This window comes from Clostridium kluyveri DSM 555 (genome assembly GCF_000016505.1).
Taxonomy (GTDB): domain Bacteria; phylum Bacillota; class Clostridia; order Clostridiales; family Clostridiaceae; genus Clostridium_B; species Clostridium_B kluyveri.
This window is the reverse complement of sequence record NC_009706.1, coordinates 3734130-3751102: the sequence shown is the minus strand read 5'-3', so window position 1 is coordinate 3751102 and position 16973 is coordinate 3734130. Positions and strand designations below refer to the sequence as shown.

The 16973-nt window shown below is 31.0% G+C and carries 16 protein-coding genes; 15 read left to right on the top strand and 1 reads right to left on the bottom strand.

The features are described 5' to 3' along the window. Positions 1 to 77: 77 nt before the first annotated feature. Complete coding sequence (locus CKL_RS18060) at positions 78 to 428, bottom strand: hypothetical protein (protein ID WP_012104030.1); 351 nt, start codon at positions 426 to 428, stop codon at positions 78 to 80. 266 nt (positions 429 to 694) lie between these two features. Between CKL_RS18060 and CKL_RS18055 the strand changes: the two genes are divergently transcribed. The 15 genes from CKL_RS18055 (at position 695) to CKL_RS17985 (ending at position 16579) form a co-directional block, all read left to right on the top strand. Next, positions 695 to 1630, top strand: a complete 936-nt coding sequence (locus CKL_RS18055) for a DUF1385 domain-containing protein (RefSeq protein WP_041701022.1) — start codon at positions 695 to 697, stop codon at positions 1628 to 1630. Then, the gene (gene prmC / locus CKL_RS18050; RefSeq protein WP_012104028.1) at positions 1630 to 2496 is read left to right on the top strand and encodes a peptide chain release factor N(5)-glutamine methyltransferase; all 867 of its coding nucleotides are present in this window, start codon (positions 1630 to 1632) and stop codon (positions 2494 to 2496) included. The genes CKL_RS18055 and prmC overlap by 1 nt, the downstream gene beginning before the upstream one ends. A gap of 117 nt (positions 2497 to 2613) precedes the next feature. Next, positions 2614 to 3687 (top strand): peptide chain release factor 1, encoded by a 1074-nt coding sequence (gene prfA, locus CKL_RS18045; RefSeq protein ID WP_012104027.1) that lies wholly within the window; start codon positions 2614 to 2616, stop codon positions 3685 to 3687. Between the two features lie 60 nt (positions 3688 to 3747). Then, positions 3748 to 4383 carry a hypothetical protein gene (locus CKL_RS18040; RefSeq protein WP_012104026.1) on the top strand — a complete coding sequence of 212 codons (636 nt, stop codon included), beginning with the start codon at positions 3748 to 3750 and terminating at the stop codon, positions 4381 to 4383. Positions 4384 to 4467: 84 nt separating this feature from the next. Continuing rightward, the gene (locus CKL_RS18035; protein ID WP_242652505.1) at positions 4468 to 5178 is read left to right on the top strand and encodes a ZIP family metal transporter; all 711 of its coding nucleotides are present in this window, start codon (positions 4468 to 4470) and stop codon (positions 5176 to 5178) included. Positions 5179 to 5244: 66 nt separating this feature from the next. Next, entirely contained in the window at positions 5245 to 6297 is a 1053-nt protein-coding gene (locus CKL_RS18030; RefSeq protein WP_012104024.1) for an L-threonylcarbamoyladenylate synthase, read from the top strand. Between the two features lie 21 nt (positions 6298 to 6318). Beyond that, positions 6319 to 6777: a low molecular weight protein arginine phosphatase gene (locus CKL_RS18025; RefSeq protein WP_012104023.1), complete on the top strand. Its 459-nt coding sequence runs from the start codon at positions 6319 to 6321 to the stop codon at positions 6775 to 6777. Between the two features lie 97 nt (positions 6778 to 6874). Then, on the top strand, positions 6875 to 7324 hold the full coding sequence (rpiB, locus tag CKL_RS18020; RefSeq protein ID WP_012104021.1) for a ribose 5-phosphate isomerase B: 450 nt from the start codon (positions 6875 to 6877) through the stop codon (positions 7322 to 7324). A gap of 75 nt (positions 7325 to 7399) precedes the next feature. Continuing rightward, positions 7400 to 8029 (top strand): uracil phosphoribosyltransferase, encoded by a 630-nt coding sequence (gene upp, locus CKL_RS18015; RefSeq protein WP_012104020.1) that lies wholly within the window; start codon positions 7400 to 7402, stop codon positions 8027 to 8029. Positions 8030 to 8228: 199 nt separating this feature from the next. Then, positions 8229 to 8645, top strand: a complete 417-nt coding sequence (locus CKL_RS18010; protein WP_041700868.1) for a deoxycytidylate deaminase — start codon at positions 8229 to 8231, stop codon at positions 8643 to 8645. 312 nt (positions 8646 to 8957) lie between these two features. After that, the gene (locus CKL_RS18005; RefSeq protein ID WP_012104018.1) at positions 8958 to 9986 is read left to right on the top strand and encodes an MraY family glycosyltransferase; all 1029 of its coding nucleotides are present in this window, start codon (positions 8958 to 8960) and stop codon (positions 9984 to 9986) included. A 52-nt stretch (positions 9987 to 10038) separates the two neighbouring features. Next, positions 10039 to 11187, top strand: coding sequence for a non-hydrolyzing UDP-N-acetylglucosamine 2-epimerase (gene wecB / locus CKL_RS18000; protein ID WP_012104017.1), 1149 nt, complete (start codon positions 10039 to 10041; stop codon positions 11185 to 11187). 182 nt (positions 11188 to 11369) lie between these two features. Beyond that, complete coding sequence (locus tag CKL_RS17995; RefSeq protein ID WP_012104016.1) at positions 11370 to 12545, top strand: acetyl-CoA C-acetyltransferase; 1176 nt, start codon at positions 11370 to 11372, stop codon at positions 12543 to 12545. A 796-nt stretch (positions 12546 to 13341) separates the two neighbouring features. Beyond that, entirely contained in the window at positions 13342 to 14517 is a 1176-nt protein-coding gene (locus tag CKL_RS17990; protein ID WP_012104015.1) for an acetyl-CoA C-acetyltransferase, read from the top strand. Between the two features lie 880 nt (positions 14518 to 15397). Further along, on the top strand, positions 15398 to 16579 hold the full coding sequence (locus tag CKL_RS17985; protein ID WP_012104014.1) for an acetyl-CoA C-acetyltransferase: 1182 nt from the start codon (positions 15398 to 15400) through the stop codon (positions 16577 to 16579). Positions 16580 to 16973: the final 394 nt, after the last annotated feature.

Sequence of the window (16973 nt, the reverse complement as noted above, 5' to 3'; positions counted from 1 at the left end):
TATTATAACATAGAGGTGAGATTAAGTCAAATTTTGCTTTTCTATAACACTGTTAGTATTAAAAAACTATATTCAAGTTATAAATTAAATCTGTTTATTATATTATTTAATTCAACATAGATATTTTTAAGTTCCTGCATATTTTCATTTATAGCTTCTATGGAGTTATTCTGTTCTTCCACTGAAGCGGCCAATTGCTGACTTCCAGCAGAAGATTCCTGTGAAATGTCAGATATATTTCTTATGGCTTGTATAACGGAATTTTTATTTAGTTCTACTTGATTAATCTTTTCAGTCAATATATCTACATTTGTTAGCATATCATTTATAGAGTTTTCAATCATTAAGAATAATTTATTGGATTGTTCCGTATTTTCATTGACTTCAGCATTAATTTTATTAGAATCAATAACATTTTTTTGTGCCATTTCTATTTGCTTTTAATACTTTTCATAATGAGTCCTCCTTTTTGCTATAATAAAAAGTAAAGTATTCTAAAAGTGCTTTTATATATCGGCGATTGTTTTGATAATTTAATATATTATATATAGTTTTTTTAAAAAAATATCATATATGTTTTAGGGTTTTTAACTTTTTTAAGAAGAGTAATACCAAAATGCATACTTTTATATATGTTATGACTTTGATAAAATATATTTAATAATTTAAAAAGCTTTTAAAAGGAGGGATGTCAATAGTGAAAAATACATCCGTTGGAGGACAGGCAATAATAGAAGGGGTTATGATGAGGGGTGTACACGGTATAGCTACAGCTATAAGAAAGTCAAATGGTGAGATTATTGTTAACGTAGAAGATAGTATACCCTACAGTAAAAGAAGTATTTTTTTAGGATTACCTATTATAAGAGGATTTGTATCCTTGATAGAATCTCTAGTTATAGGTATACGTTCATTAAATTATTCTGCTTCTTTTTTTGAAGAGTATGAGGAGCCATCTAAATTTCACAGGTGGTTTCAAAATATATTTAAAGAAAAAACTGAAAGTATAATTATGGTAATAACTTTATTTATATCTTTGGTTATTGCCACGGCTTTATTTTTTATATTTCCTACATTTGTGGCAAATATATTTAAAAAATTTTCAGTATATGATAGTATTGTTCTTAATATAATTGAGGGAATAATCAGGGTAATTGTTTTTCTTATATACTTGCTTTTAATAGGGAATATGGAGGATATAAAAAGGGTGTTTCAGTATCACGGTGCAGAACATAAAACTATTTTCTGCTATGAAAATTTAAGGGAACTTACACCGGAGAATGCACAGGAGTTTACTAGACTCCACCCAAGATGCGGCACTAATTTTTTGTTTTTGGTTATGATAATAAGTATAATACTCTTTTCATTAACAGGATGGGGAAACATCTGGGAGAGAATTTTATACAGAATAATTTTATTACCTGTAGTTTCTGGAGTTACCTATGAACTTATAAAATGGGTAGGAAAAAATAATAATTTTTTATCCCAAATTATATCTTATCCTGGACTTATGCTTCAGAAAATTACTACGAGAGAACCAGATTATAAACAATTGGAAGTAGCAATTAGAGCGTTAAAGAGTGCAGAGGGAATAGATAAAGAACAAGAGGAAAGTAGAGAATTATTATAATGGTTAAATTTTATGATGTTAATACACTTTTGAAATATGGCTATAAAGTTTTAAAAGATAAAAAAATCAGCAGTTATATTTTAGATTCTCAGCTTTTATTAGGGAAGGCTATAAATAAGGATAGACTATTTATAGTTATAAATGCAGATCATAAAGTTACTAGAGAAGAAGCCGAAAAATATTATTACTATTTAAAATTAAGAGAAGAAAAAATGCCTGTAAAATATATATTAGGACAATGTGAATTCATGGGAATGGATTTTATAGTAAAACCTGGAGTATTAATACCGCGGCCAGATACTGAAACTTTAGTGGAAAATGCTTTAGAAGAAATAGATAATAATGAGTTTTATAATATATGCGATTTGTGCTGCGGCACAGGAGCCATTGGGATATCGCTGGCTAAGTTTGTGGAACATATAAATGTGGTATGTTGTGATATATCAGATACAGCCTGTGAGGTGGCAGAGCAAAATGTAAGAAGGTACTACAGCTTAAATAAAAGAATAAGTATTGTTAAAAGTGATTTAATGGAGTATTTTATTTTAAACAAAATAAAATTTAATATGATTGTATGTAACCCTCCTTATATAAAAGAAAGTGTTATAGATACTTTAATGGAGGATGTAAAGAACTATGAACCTCATGAAGCTTTAAGTGGAGGAGAAGATGGATTAGAGTTTTATAGGAAAATAGTTAAACAGAGCTTAAAAGTTTTAACTAAAAATGGTATGCTTATGTTTGAGATAGGATATGATCAGAAAAAAGATGTTACAAGTATACTAATGAAATATGGATTTAAAAATACAACCTGTATAAAAGATTTGGCAGGAAAAGATAGAGTCATTAAAGCAGTGATTGCATAACATTTAAATGTTATGCAATAGATATTATTTTTTAAGATTATAACATTTATTGTGATGAGTAGAAATGATATGATATAATAATTAGTTGTGAAAATACTTATACGGAGTGATAAAATTATGTTAGAAAGGCTTAATTTCATAGAAAATAAATATGAAGAACTGTCTATTAAAATAAGTGATCCTACAATCATAGCAGATCAAAAAAAGTGGCAGAAATTATGTAAGGAACATGCAGAATTAGAAGAAATAGTTATGAAATATAGAGAATATAAAGAAGCACTGCAGGATTTGGAAGACAATAAAGAAATGCTGAGGGAAGAAACAGATAAAGATATGAGGGAGATGGAACAGGAAGAAATAAAAAGGCTTGGGGATATTATAGAAAAAAGAGAAGATGAGCTTAAAATATTACTTCTTCCTAAAGATCCGAATGATGACAAAAATGTATTTGTAGAGATAAGAGGCGGTGCAGGAGGTGAAGAAGCAGCTTTATTTGCAGCAAATCTTACCAGAATGTATACAAGGTATGCAGAAATTAAAGGATGGAAAGTAGAAACTATAAGTTTAAGCGCCACTGATATAGGGGGATTTAAAGAAATTGTATTTATGGTAAAAGGTAAGGATGCCTATAGCAGGTTGAAATATGAAAGTGGCACTCACAGAGTGCAGAGAGTTCCAGATACAGAATCCAGTGGAAGGATTCATACATCAACGGCTACTGTAGCTGTACTGCCAGAAGTTGATGATGTAGATATAGTAGTTAATCAAAATGATATAAGGATAGATGTATTTAGGGCATCAGGTCATGGGGGACAGTGTGTCAACACTACTGATTCAGCAGTGAGAATTACACATTTACCGACAGGCCTTGTGGTATCCTGTCAGGATGAAAAATCTCAGCTTAAAAATAAAGAGAAGGCTATGAAAGTACTTAAATCAAGGCTTTATGAAAAAGCTCAGGAAGAAAGAAATGCAAGTATTGCAGAAGATAGAAAAAATCAGGTGGGTACAGGGGATAGAAGTGAGCGAATAAGAACTTATAATTATCCACAGGGAAGAGTTACAGATCATAGAATAGGAATGACTTTATATAAACTTGATTCATTTTTAAATGGAGATATAGATGAAATAATAGATGCATTAATAACAGAAGATCAAGCCCAGAAGATGAAATCCATAGGCAGCAGATAAGAATTATTAGGAGAATTCAGAGAGGAGATGGAAACCGTTAAATTGCACTAACGGGAAAGTATGAATATAGATAAAGCCATTAGAAAGCAAAAAAAATCTTATAAGATATTTATGCTGTCAATGGTTTTTATTTTTTTTCTCTTACCAATAGTTTTTATTTTAAACAGAAAATTTCATGTGTTTTATATGTTTTATCTTATAGTTTTAGAGAGCCTAATTTTTTTAACAATTATTATTACAATTAATAATGAGTTTTTAAAATTTGAGTATGATGGATATAGGATAAAAATAAATATGGGAGTGAGAAATGTTAAATTAAACATAATATGTGATAAGATTGTATTAGTACATGTGGAAAATTATGTAGTAAAAAATGATAAAGCAGTGGACTTTAGAATTATCTTTTTATCTACGGTTAAATCTAGAAATAATAGAATCATTCCTGTAAACAGGGATTTTTTGAAAAAACGCCCTTATTTAGCTCATCAGTACAATAAGCTTAAAATTTTACGTCCCAATGCAAGATTTTATTATACTATAGTAAAAAATGGAGGATTAAGTAAATATCTTTTTTTGGATACTGTCTATAAAAGTTGTGTTTATGCCTATTTTACTAAAGAAACTATAGAAAAAATAAAATACTATAGGGAGAATTCGGAAAATTACAATCTATATAAGAAAAATATAACTACTTGAAAATATAATTCATATATTATAGATTATTACAATAGATATGAAATATAAATAATAGATAAAGGTGAGTTTATTTTGCATATAGATATGTTCTATATAGTAATAATAGGAAGCATAGTATCTCTTTTAGGAACTATGATAGGTGCTTCATTAGGAGCAGCAGTGAAAAAACCGTCTAATAAGTTACTGGGGTTTATAATTGGTTTTGCAGGGGGAGTAATGTTATCGGTGGTAGTATTTGATCTGATCCCAGAGGCCACTAGCAAGTGGAGTTTTTTGTATACTATATTATTTGTGATTTTAGGAGTTATAATTATTGCTATAGTTGATGATAAAATAAATATAAACAATTCTAACCGGCACATTAGGGCAGCATTTATGGCTTCTTTAGGACTCATGCTTCATAATTTCCCGGAAGGAATAATAGTGGGATGTGGGTTTGCAGCAGGTAGTACACTTGGAATAAAAATGAGTATTATAATTACAATTCATGATATACCAGAAGGTATTGCGGTAGCGGCACCCCTTGTGGCTTCTAAAGTGAAAAATTCAAAGATACTTTTTTATGCCTTTATTACAGCTTTTCCTACTGCCATAGGAACCTTTACAGGTGCTTATATAGCAAATATATCTCCTAATGTATTAGGCATGTGTCTTTCTATAGCCTCTGGAATAATGCTGTATGTTATATGTGGAGAGATGATACCGGAATCTTCAAAACTTTGGGAAGGTATAACAAGTACACTTGGAACTTTAAGTGGCATTATTTTAGGACTTGTAATAGTACAGATATTATAAATCTATAAAATGTAATAAAAGAGCATATTAAAAATTTGTTTTAATTTAAAGAAGGGATATTGTTTTATGAATACAAAAGTAAAAATTTTAGATGAAGGTAATTTAGATATAGAAATTATTAAAGAAGCAGGAGAAATAATAAGAAATGGAGGATTAGTGGCTTTCCCTACTGAAACTGTATATGGGCTTGGGGCAAATGCGCTTGATCCTGAAGCGGTAGAGAAAATATTTAAAGCTAAAGGTAGGCCTCAGGACAATCCCTTAATTGTACATATAGCTGAAATAGAAGATATGAAACCGTTGGCTATAGATATATCACCTGTGGCTCTTAAGTTTATACAGAATTTTTGGCCTGGTCCTATGACTGTAATTCTTCCCAAATCATCTATTGTTCCAGATATTACAAGTGCATCTCTTGATAGTGTGGGAATTAGGATGCCATCTAATGTTATAGCCAGAGAACTTATAAAAGCGGCAAAGGTTCCCATTGCAGCACCTTCTGCAAATGTATCAGGGAAACCAAGTCCTACGGATGTAGACAGGTGTATAGAAGATTTAAATGGTAAAGTAGATCTTATATTAGGAGGAAGCATGTGTGATGTTGGAGTAGAATCTACAGTTATAGATTGTACTGTAAGTCCTAGTTGTATATTAAGGCCTGGCGGTATAACTCTTGAGATGTTGAGGGAAATAGAAAAAGAAGTTTATATTGATCCGGCTATAATGAAAAAAGCTGAGGGAAATAATAGGCCTAAGTCTCCAGGAATGAAGTATAGGCATTATGCCCCTAATGCTCCGGTAAAAATAGTTAAAGGAAATTTAAATAAAACTATTGCAAAAATTAATGAAATGGTAGAGAATTATATAAGTGAAAATAAAGCTGTAGGAATAATTGCTACAGACGAGACAAGAGAATTTTATAAAAATGCATTAGTAATATCTGTGGGAAGTAGGCATAATATGTTAAGTGTGTCTAAAAATTTATTTGAAACACTTAGGAGTTTTGATGATAGTAAAGTTGATATTATAATATCGGAGGCTTTTGAGGAAAAAGGCATAGGATTAGCAATAATGAACAGATTGAATAAATCTGCTGGTTTTGATATTATAAAAGTATAATTTTTTAGAGGAGGTCAGCAGATGGAAAATATATTATTTGTCTGCACTGGGAATACTTGTAGGAGCTGTATGGCAGAAGCTATATTTAATTCTAAATCTGATATAAAAGACATAAAAGCTATTTCTGCAGGATTGTCAGTAGTACCAAATAGTATTGCTTCTAAAAATTCAGTAGTAGTTTTAAAAGAAAATATTGATGTAGATATAAGCAGTAGGAAAGCCCTGCAGTTGAGTAATTCCATGATAAAAGATTCAAAAATTATTTTGACTATGACTGCTTATATGAGAGATATATTAATACAAAATTTTACGGATTTCAAAAATAAAATATATACTTTAAATGAATTTGTTTCATTAAAGGGAGATATAAAAGATCCTTTTGGACAGGATATATATAAATATAGAATTGTCTATGCTGAACTGGAAAATAGTATTTCATTGCTAATAAAGAAATTAAAGGAAGATATGAGCATTAATTAGATGTTGTTATCTTCTTTTTTTGCGAGGTTATGTTTTTATTAAATTATTTGCAATATAATTTTAAATAATATATTATATATTTTTGGAGGTATTTTTTATGAAAATTGCTTTAGGTAGTGACCATGCGGGTTTCCCTTTGAAGAAAGAAATAATAGAACATTTAAAAAATAAAGGCTTAGAGCTTGAAGATTTTGGGACTTTCTCAGAAGAATCCTGTGATTATCCAGATTATGCATTAAAAGTTGGAGAGCAGGTTGTAAGTAAAAATTATGATTTTGGAATATTGGTGTGTGGGACCGGCATAGGAATAAGTATAGCTGCAAATAAGATACCAGGAGTGAGAGCTGCACTTTGTGGGGACACTTTCAGTGCCCACGCCTGTAGAGAGCATAATAATGCTAACATACTAGCTATAGGTCAAAGAGTAGTAGGTGTAGGACTTGCCCTTGATATAGTAGATAATTTTTTATTTACTGAGTTTCAAGGAGGTAGACATCAGAAAAGAATAGATAAAATAGGAGAAATAGAGAAAAAATACAGCAGATAATATACGACTGATTAGTTATAATTATTTACTGCAAATTATTAAGGAATACCTTAATGGAATTGGAGGATATATTTAATGAGTAAAGTAACACAAATAACACATCCACTTATATTACATAAATTAGCTTTGATAAGAGATAAGCGAACAGGTTCTAAAGATTTTAGAGAACTTGTAGAAGAAGTAGCTATGCTTATGGCTTATGAGGTAACTAGAAATCTTCAAACAGAAGAAGTAGAAATAGAAACCCCTATATGTAATACAACTTGTAAGATGCTTTCAGGGAAAAAGGTGGCAGTAGTGCCTATATTAAGGGCAGGTCTCGGAATGGTGGGAGGAATGCTAAAACTTATACCTGCAGCAAAAGTAGGGCATATAGGACTCTATAGGGATGAAACTACATTAAAGCCTGTGGAATATTTTTGTAAATTACCCCAAGACATAGGGGAAAGAGAAGTGATTGTTACAGATCCTATGCTTGCTACAGGAGGTTCAGCTATAGATGCTATAACTATGTTAAAACAAAAAGGTGCTAAGAATATAAGGCTCATGTGTTTGATAGCCGCAGAAGACGGTATAAAATCAGTTACAGAAGCACATCCAGATGTTGATATTTATACGGCAGCCATAGATAAAGAGTTAAATAAAAATGGATATATAGTTCCAGGCCTTGGAGATGCTGGTGATAGGTTATATGGAACAAAGTAAAAATTATTTTAATTTTTAGTAAGAAAAGCCCAATTTATAACTTAATGGGCTTTTCTTAAAGTATTTTATGATAATTCATTTTTAAAGTAGCAAAATTTTAATATATGACCTATAACAGGAAAGGAATTGTTCCAAAACATTATCTAATAGTTTATAATATATAATGTATTAGTATATATTAAGGAGACAATTGCTAACTATGAGGAAAGATTGGGATAATTATTTTATAGATATTGCTTTTCAAGTTGCAGAGAGAAGTACGTGCCCTAGATTGCATGTAGGGGCAGTTCTTGTAAAGAATAGAAGAATAAAAGGTACGGGATATAATGGTAGTCCTAGGGGATTAGAACATTGTGATGAAGCAGGATGTTATATGAAAGATAATCATTGTATAAGAACCATTCATGCAGAAGTGAATTGTTTGCTTGAAGTATCACCAGATGATAGGGAAAACTCTACACTATATGTAACCCATATGCCTTGTCCGGAATGCCAAAAATTAATAATTAACTGTGGAGTTAAAAGGGTTATATATTGTGAAGATTATATACCAGAAATTAATTGGTTTAAAAAAGTACCTGAAATTGAATTAATATGTATAAAAAGAGTAAAATAATATAATATCTGGATGAAATATTTTTAGATTCATATGAAATTGATTATAATAAATACTTTTATTCTTCTGAATCTTAAAAATCAAGTGATCCTTGGGTTTAGGTGGAGTTTGCCATAGAGAAATACAGAAATACTTATCTTCATCTGAACCTTAGAAGAACTTATCTAGGCGCGTAGAAGTGCTTATCTTAGCACTGGTAGTGTTCAGATAAATCATAAAGGGGCATAAAGCGCTAATTTCCAATTTTCAGGAATAGGGGATTAACGATAACAGCCTTGGGATAAACAGAAGATATGATTAAGGAAGGTTAATATGAATAGTTTATACCTATTTGCAATAGTATCAACAGTGCTTTCAGTTATATTTACGCCAATTGTTAAAAAGATTGCTTTAAAGTTACAGATTATAGATGTGCCAGAGGGGGATAGAAGGATACATAATAAACCAATGCCTCTCTTGGGGGGATTATCCATATATTTTTCCTTTATAATTACATTGGTGCTTAAAAGAGGAAATCTTACAAGGGCGGAGATGGGACTCGTATTAGGGGCTACAATAATAGTAATAGGCGGATTCTTAGATGATAAATTTGATATAAAGCCCAGATATAAATTAATATTTCAAGTTGCAGCTTCTATAATTTTAATTATTTATGGAGTAAAAATAGTGTTAATTACTAATCCTTTTAGCAGCTTGTATCAATTTACCAATGTGGGAGTAATGTCTATCCCATTAACTATAATTTGGGTAGTGGGTATTACCAATGCCTTAAATTTGATAGATGGTTTAGATGGTTTGGCATCAGGTATTGGGTTGATATCTTCTTTGACTATTTTGATTATAGCATTATTAAATAATAGATATGAAGCTGCAGTGCTTGCCATTATACTGTGTGGGTCTATACTTGGATTTTTACCCTATAATTTTAATCCTGCTTCTATATTTATGGGAGATACAGGAGCACAACTACTTGGATTTTTACTTGCATCTATATCCATTGAAGGAGCTATAAAATCTGCTGCAGCATTTTCTATAGCAGTTCCTATTCTTGCACTTGGAATACCAATATACGATACTCTTTTTGCTGTGATAAGAAGAAAGATAAATGGTAAACCTATTATGCAAGCTGATAGAGGACATCTTCACCATAGACTTCTTGACATGGGATTTAGTCAGAAACAAGCTGTTGGAACAATGTATGCTATAAGTGCAGTGCTAGGCAGTTTTTCTATAATAGCTATGGAGATAAATGCACAACTATCTTATTTTCTTCTGGCGATAATTATGATGGTTTTAGTTTTTATAGCTTGGAGGGCGGGGTTTTTTGAACATAGAGATTAAGGTATCTTTCATTTTTCAGTTGCGTTAGATACCTAAAAATGGAGGTTTTAATATGAATAAACTTAAAATTATCACAATCTTTGGAACAAGGCCTGAAGCAATAAAAATGGCTCCGTTAATTAAAGAGTTTGAAAAAAGACGTAATATAGAAAATAAGATATGTGTTACAGCGCAACATAGAGAAATGCTGGATCAAGTTCTAAAACTTTTTAATATTATACCTGACTTTGATTTAAATATAATGAAAAGCAATCAAACATTGACAGGTATAACCAGCAGGGTACTTCAAGGACTTGAAGAAGTATTTGATAGAGAAAATCCAGACTTAGTGCTTGTTCATGGAGATACTACTACTACATTTGCAGGAGCACTAGCAGCTTTTTATAAAAAGATAAGAGTAGGTCATGTGGAAGCAGGTCTTAGAACTTATGATAAATATTTTCCTTTCCCAGAGGAAATGAATAGAAAACTTACGGGAGCTATAGCCGATCTTCATTTTGCACCAACATCTGGCTCCAGAGAGAACCTCCTTAGGGAAGGAGTACCTATGAATGAAATATTTGTTACCGGCAATACAGTAATAGATTCAATGAAATTTACTGTGGATAAAGACTATGTGTTTAATAATAATGAATTAAATGATATAGATTATCATAAAAGTAAAGTAATAATGGTAACTGCTCATAGGAGGGAAAATTGGGGAGAAGGCATTGAAAATATTTGTAATGCATTAAAAAAAATAGTAGAAGAAAATAAAGAAGTAGAAGTAATATACCTTGTACATTTAAATCCTAAAGTGAAAGATATAGTATATAAAATACTTGGAAATATTAATAGAGTTCATCTCTTAAATCCTTTAGATACTAAAGAAACTCATAATTTGATGGATAGATGTTATATGGTTATGACTGATTCAGGGGGACTTCAAGAAGAAGCTCCACATCTTGGAAAACCTGTATTGGTGCTTAGGAATGTAACTGAAAGACCAGAAGCGATAAAAGCGGGTACAGTAAAATTAGTTGGAATAAACAAAGAAGATATAGTAAGATTGGCAAGTGAACTTATATCAGATTCCAGTAAATATGATGTGATGAGTAGAGCCGTAAATCCTTATGGGGATGGCAAGGCATCAGGGAGAATAGCTGCAGCTATCTTGCAGTACTTTAATATAGAAAAAGGGGAATATGAAGAGTTTATTTGAGTATACTATGTTTTTAGGCTAGTAAGTTAATTATAGAAGTGTAAAAAACCTTTGTGTTTTTTTTAACAACAACATTGACAACGTTATGATTACTTAGTATAATTAGCTTGTCATCAGGATATTAAACATCGGATAGGTTAAATTTTGGTTAAAAATAAAATAAACTTTTAGGAGGATTTACTATGAGAGAAGTAGTTATTGTAAGTGCAGTGAGAACAGCTATAGGAAGTTTCGGTGGAACTTTGAAAGATGTTCCAGCAGTGGAATTAGGAGCTGTAGTTATAAAAGAAGCAGTAAAAAGAGCAAATGTTAAGCCAGAACAAATAGATGAAGTTATATTTGGAAACGTAATACAGGCAGGTCTTGGTCAGAGTCCAGCGAGACAGGCAGCTGTAAAAGCAGGTATTCCTGTAGAAGTTCCAGCATTCACATTAAATAAGGTTTGTGGTTCAGGACTTAGATCAGTAAGTTTGGCAGCTCAGGTTATAAAAGCTGGAGATGCTGATATTGTCGTAGTTGGTGGAATGGAAAACATGTCTGCTGCTCCATATGTACTCCCAAAAGCTAGATGGGGACATAGAATGGGAGAAGGAAAAATAGTTGATGCTATGATAAAAGACGGACTTTGGGAGGCATTCAACAATTATCACATGGGAATTACAGCTGAAAACATAGCAGAAAAATGGGGTTTAACAAGAGAAGAGCAGGATGAATTTTCAGCAGCGTCCCAGCAAAAAGCAGAAGCAGCTCAAAAAGCAGGTAAATTCAAAGATGAAATAGTTCCAGTAACTGTTAAGATAAAAAAGAAAGAAGTAGTTTTTGATACTGATGAGTATATAAAACCAGGAACAACTGTTGAAACACTGGCAAAATTGAGACCAGCATTCAAAAAAGATGGAACAGTTACAGCAGGTAATGCTTCAGGAATAAATGATGCAGCAGCAGCTTTAGTTGTGATGAGTGCAGATAAGGCAAAAGAACTTGGAATTAAACCACTTGCAAAGATTGTTTCCTATGGAAGTGCAGGATTAGATCCGACAATAATGGGATATGGTCCTTTCCATGCAACAAAAGCAGCACTTGAAAAAGCTAACTTGTCAGTTGCAGATTTAGACTTAATAGAAGCAAATGAAGCATTCGCTTCACAGAGTTTGGCAGTAGCAAAAGATTTAGAATTTGATATGAGCAAAGTAAATGTAAATGGAGGAGCAATAGCTCTTGGACATCCAGTTGGAGCATCAGGAGCAAGAATACTTGTTACATTACTTCATGAAATGCAGAGAAGAGATGCAAAAAAAGGTCTTGCAACATTATGTATAGGCGGTGGAATGGGAACTGCTTTAATAGTAGAGAGATAAATAAAAAATGTTACTTTAAACATGTAAAATAGATGATTTAGACTGTCGGCAAAATTTGTCGGCAGTCTTTTATTTTTGTTGTATTTAATCATTTCTTTTTATATTTGCAAATAGATTCTATTAAAACAAGTGAAAGTGAGCTAGCAAAGAAAAATGTTAATACTATAAGAAAAGATACTGACGAATACAAATTCTATTGTTATATTTTGATCGTGGATGTTCGTCAATAGAATTAATGGCAAAAAATCTATCTTTATTGAAATGGGATCCTTCTACTATTTTTTTGATTTCAAATAATTAATTAACGCTTTATTCAAGCTATATTTTTCTATGTTTATTTTTGGGAATCAAACACTTAAATGTAAATTTATTTGATTTTTTAGTTTGAAATGTTTTAAAATAAAGCATATTTGCTTATTTTAAGTCAATATGTTTATATATGATTAAATAGCTTAAAAAACAGTGTAAAAGCTGTCCATAAATATATATGTTTGCTAAACTTTGTTTTTTTTTTAACAATGCATATTGATAAAAAATTAATTAATTAGTATAATTAATATATTAGAATTGTACGAATTAATTAAATTATTTTGAATAATGATGTTTAAGGTATAAACTTAAATAATTGTGAAGTAACATCATACAATTTCATCATTTATAAAAATTTTTTAATGAACTAATATAGTTTATATTTAAGAATATGAGCACTAAGATTCAAAACACTTGAAATTTAAGTGATTTATAACTTTACTAAAGATTTAAGTTTAAATAAATTTATTTTAGGAGGGTTCATTTTATGAAAGATGCAGTTATTGTAAGTGCAGTAAGAACAGCTATAGGGAGTTTTGGTGGAACTTTAAAAGATATTTCTGCTGTAGATTTGGGGGCAATAGTTATAAAAGAGGCTGTAAAAAGAGCAGGTATAAAACCAGAACAAGTAGATGAAGTTATATTTGGAAATGTAATACAGGCAGGTCTTGGACAAAGTCCAGCGAGGCAAGCTGCTGTAAAAGCAGGCATTCCTGTAGAAGTACCAGCGTTTACACTAAATAAGGTTTGCGGTTCAGGACTTAGATCAGTAAGTTTGGCAGCTCAGCTCATAAAAATTGGAGATGATGATATTGTTGTAGTTGGTGGAACAGAAAACATGTCCGCTGCACCATATCTACTTCCAAAGGCCAGATGGGGACATAGAATGGGAGAGGGAAAATTAGTTGATGCCATGATAAAAGATGGACTTTGGGAAGCATTTAACAATTACCACATGGGAATTACAGCTGAAAACATAGCAGAAAAATGGGGAATAACAAGAGATATGCAGGATGAATTTGCATTAGCATCCCAACAGAAGGCAGAAGCAGCCATAAAGGCAGGAAAATTTAAAGATGAAATAGTTCCAGTAACCGTTAAGCAGAAAAAGAAAGAAATAATTTTTGATACTGATGAATTCCCTAGATTTGGGACAACTATAGAAGCATTAGCAAAATTGAAACCATCATTCAAAAAAGATGGAACAGTTACAGCAGGTAATGCTTCGGGAATAAATGATGCAGCAGCAGCTTTAGTTGTAATGAGTGCAGATAAGGCAAAAGAACTTGGAATTAAGCCTCTTGCAAAGATTGTTTCCTATGGAAGTAAAGGATTAGACCCAACCATAATGGGATACGGACCTTTCTATGCAACAAAGTTGGCACTTGAAAAAGCTAACTTGTCAATTGCAGATTTAGACTTAATAGAAGCAAATGAAGCATTCGCTTCACAAAGTTTAGCAGTAGCAAAAGATTTAGAATTTGATATGAGCAAAGTAAATGTAAATGGAGGAGCAATAGCTCTTGGACATCCAGTTGGCTGCTCTGGTGCAAGAATACTCGTTACATTACTTTATGAAATGCAGAGAAGAGATGCGAAAAAGGGACTTGCAACATTATGTATAGGGGGAGGAATGGGAACTGCACTAATAGTTGAAAGATAATTTTATATAATGGATTATATTTGTAGTCTAAAATAAAGAACAAAGTAAGTATCGTAATGATTACTTGCTTTGTTTTTTTATTAGAGTAAGTTTTATTTACATAATAATTTTAATTTTGTTTTTAACTAGAGCATGTCTGAAAACTTAAAATTTGATAAAAACCAGATTCTTGGCAGAATTAAGAAAAAAACTGGAGATTGATATTATGGCATGAAAACGATATGAAATGTCAGATAAACAATGGATTCAAAATTTTGGGAGATAAGGTGTACGGCATAAAGGAAATACGGAAATATATTTCATCCAAAGGGGGTATCGTACACAATTCCTCCCAAGTCTAATAGTCAAAATCCATGAAAATGTGATTGATACCTCTATAAAGAACGTCATCTAGTTAGAATGCTTTTTTAATAAAATAGGCTGTGCAGATAAGTGTAATAATATTCATAAAAGTTAATATAAGTAATATAAAATCTCTATTATTTTATAAAATATCGTATATTATGGCATTTACAGTTAAAATATCAAAATATAAATGAATAAGTCAAATATAAACGGAAATATTCATATATACTTCTGTTTATATGACTTTGTGTTTTTTTTAACAAGAAATATTGATTAAATATCAATTAACTAGTATAATATAATTGTGTGAATTAAATTGCTTATTTGAAATAATCAATATTTTAAATAGGTTTAGATAATTGTGAAATTCGTATGGGAGATTTCAGGATTTGTAAAAGTTTTCTTAAGATAAATGCGACATTTTTGTAAAAATTGTAATGATAATTAGTTAAAATTATGAAATTTAACATAATTGTAATTTTACAATAATCTGAATGTAAAATATCATAAAAAATAAATTATAGGAGGATTTGTTATGAGAGAAGTAGTTATTGTAAGTGCTGTAAGAACAGCGATAGGAAGTTTTGGGGGAACTTTAAAAGATGTTTCTGCTGTAGATTTAGGAGCTATAGTTATAAAAGAAGCAGTAAAAAGAGCAGGTATCAAACCAGAACAAGTAGATGAAGTTATATTTGGAAATGTAATACAAGCAGGTGTTGGACAAAGTTTAGCAAGACAATCAGCTGTATATGCAGGTCTTCCAGTAGAAGTACCAGCTTTCACAGTGAATAAGCTTTGTGGTTCAGGACTTAGAACAGTAAGTTTAGCAGCTAGTCTTATCAGCAACGGAGATGCTGATACAATTGTAGTTGGTGGATCAGAAAACATGTCTGCATCTCCATATTTAATTCCAAAAGCTAGATTTGGATATAGAATGGGAGAAGCAAAAATATATGATGCTATGTTACATGATGGACTTATAGATTCATTCAACAACTATCACATGGGAATCACAGCTGAAAATATAGCAGAAAAATGGGGAATAACAAGAGAAGATCAAGATAAATTTGCATTAGCATCCCAACAGAAGGCAGAAGCAGCTATAAAAGCAGGAAAGTTCAAAGATGAAATAGTTCCAGTAACTGTAAAAATGAAAAAGAAAGAGGTAGTTTTTGATACTGATGAAGATCCAAGATTTGGTACAACTATAGAAACATTAGCAAAATTGAAACCTGCATTTAAGAGAGATGGAACAGGAACAGTTACAGCAGGTAATTCTTCAGGAATAAATGATTCATCAGCAGCATTAATCTTAATGAGTGCAGATAAAGCAAAGGAACTTGGAGTTAAACCAATGGCAAAATATGTTGATTTTGCAAGCGCAGGATTAGATCCAGCTATCATGGGATATGGACCATATTATGCAACAAAAAAAGTGCTTGCGAAAACTAATTTAACAATAAAGGACTTTGATTTAATAGAAGCAAATGAAGCATTTGCAGCTCAAAGTATAGCAGTAGCAAGAGATTTAGAATTTGATATGAGCAAAGTAAATGTAAATGGAGGAGCAATAGCTCTTGGACATCCAGTTGGCTGCTCTGGTGCAAGAATACTTGTTACACTACTTCACGAAATGCAAAAGAGAGATGCAAAGAAAGGTCTTGCAACACTTTGCATAGGTGGAGGACAAGGAACCGCTGTAGTAGTTGAAAGATAATTTAAACATATTTTAAATATTTAAGAGAGAAAATAAAGAAAGTATTGATTTAATGCTTTCTTTATTTTTACGTGTCATTAAATATTTATTATCATATAAAATTTTAAATATACAGATTTAATGAGTAATTACTGCAAAATATAGCATTAATTTACTTAGATTAAAGAAAAATAAACAATTTAGAGAAAAATCAAGCTTTTAGATTATATTTTTAGGGTATATAATTAAAGTTGTATGCTGACAAAAGCTGTGTATTATATTAGCTGTAAAGGATTAAATAGTATTATAAATTTATTACATACCTTAGTAAAAGTATGTAATAAGCTTTTGAAATTTTCTATATTATGATAAAATATGTTTAAAAACAGTAATCTAATTTTTAATATGTACTTAT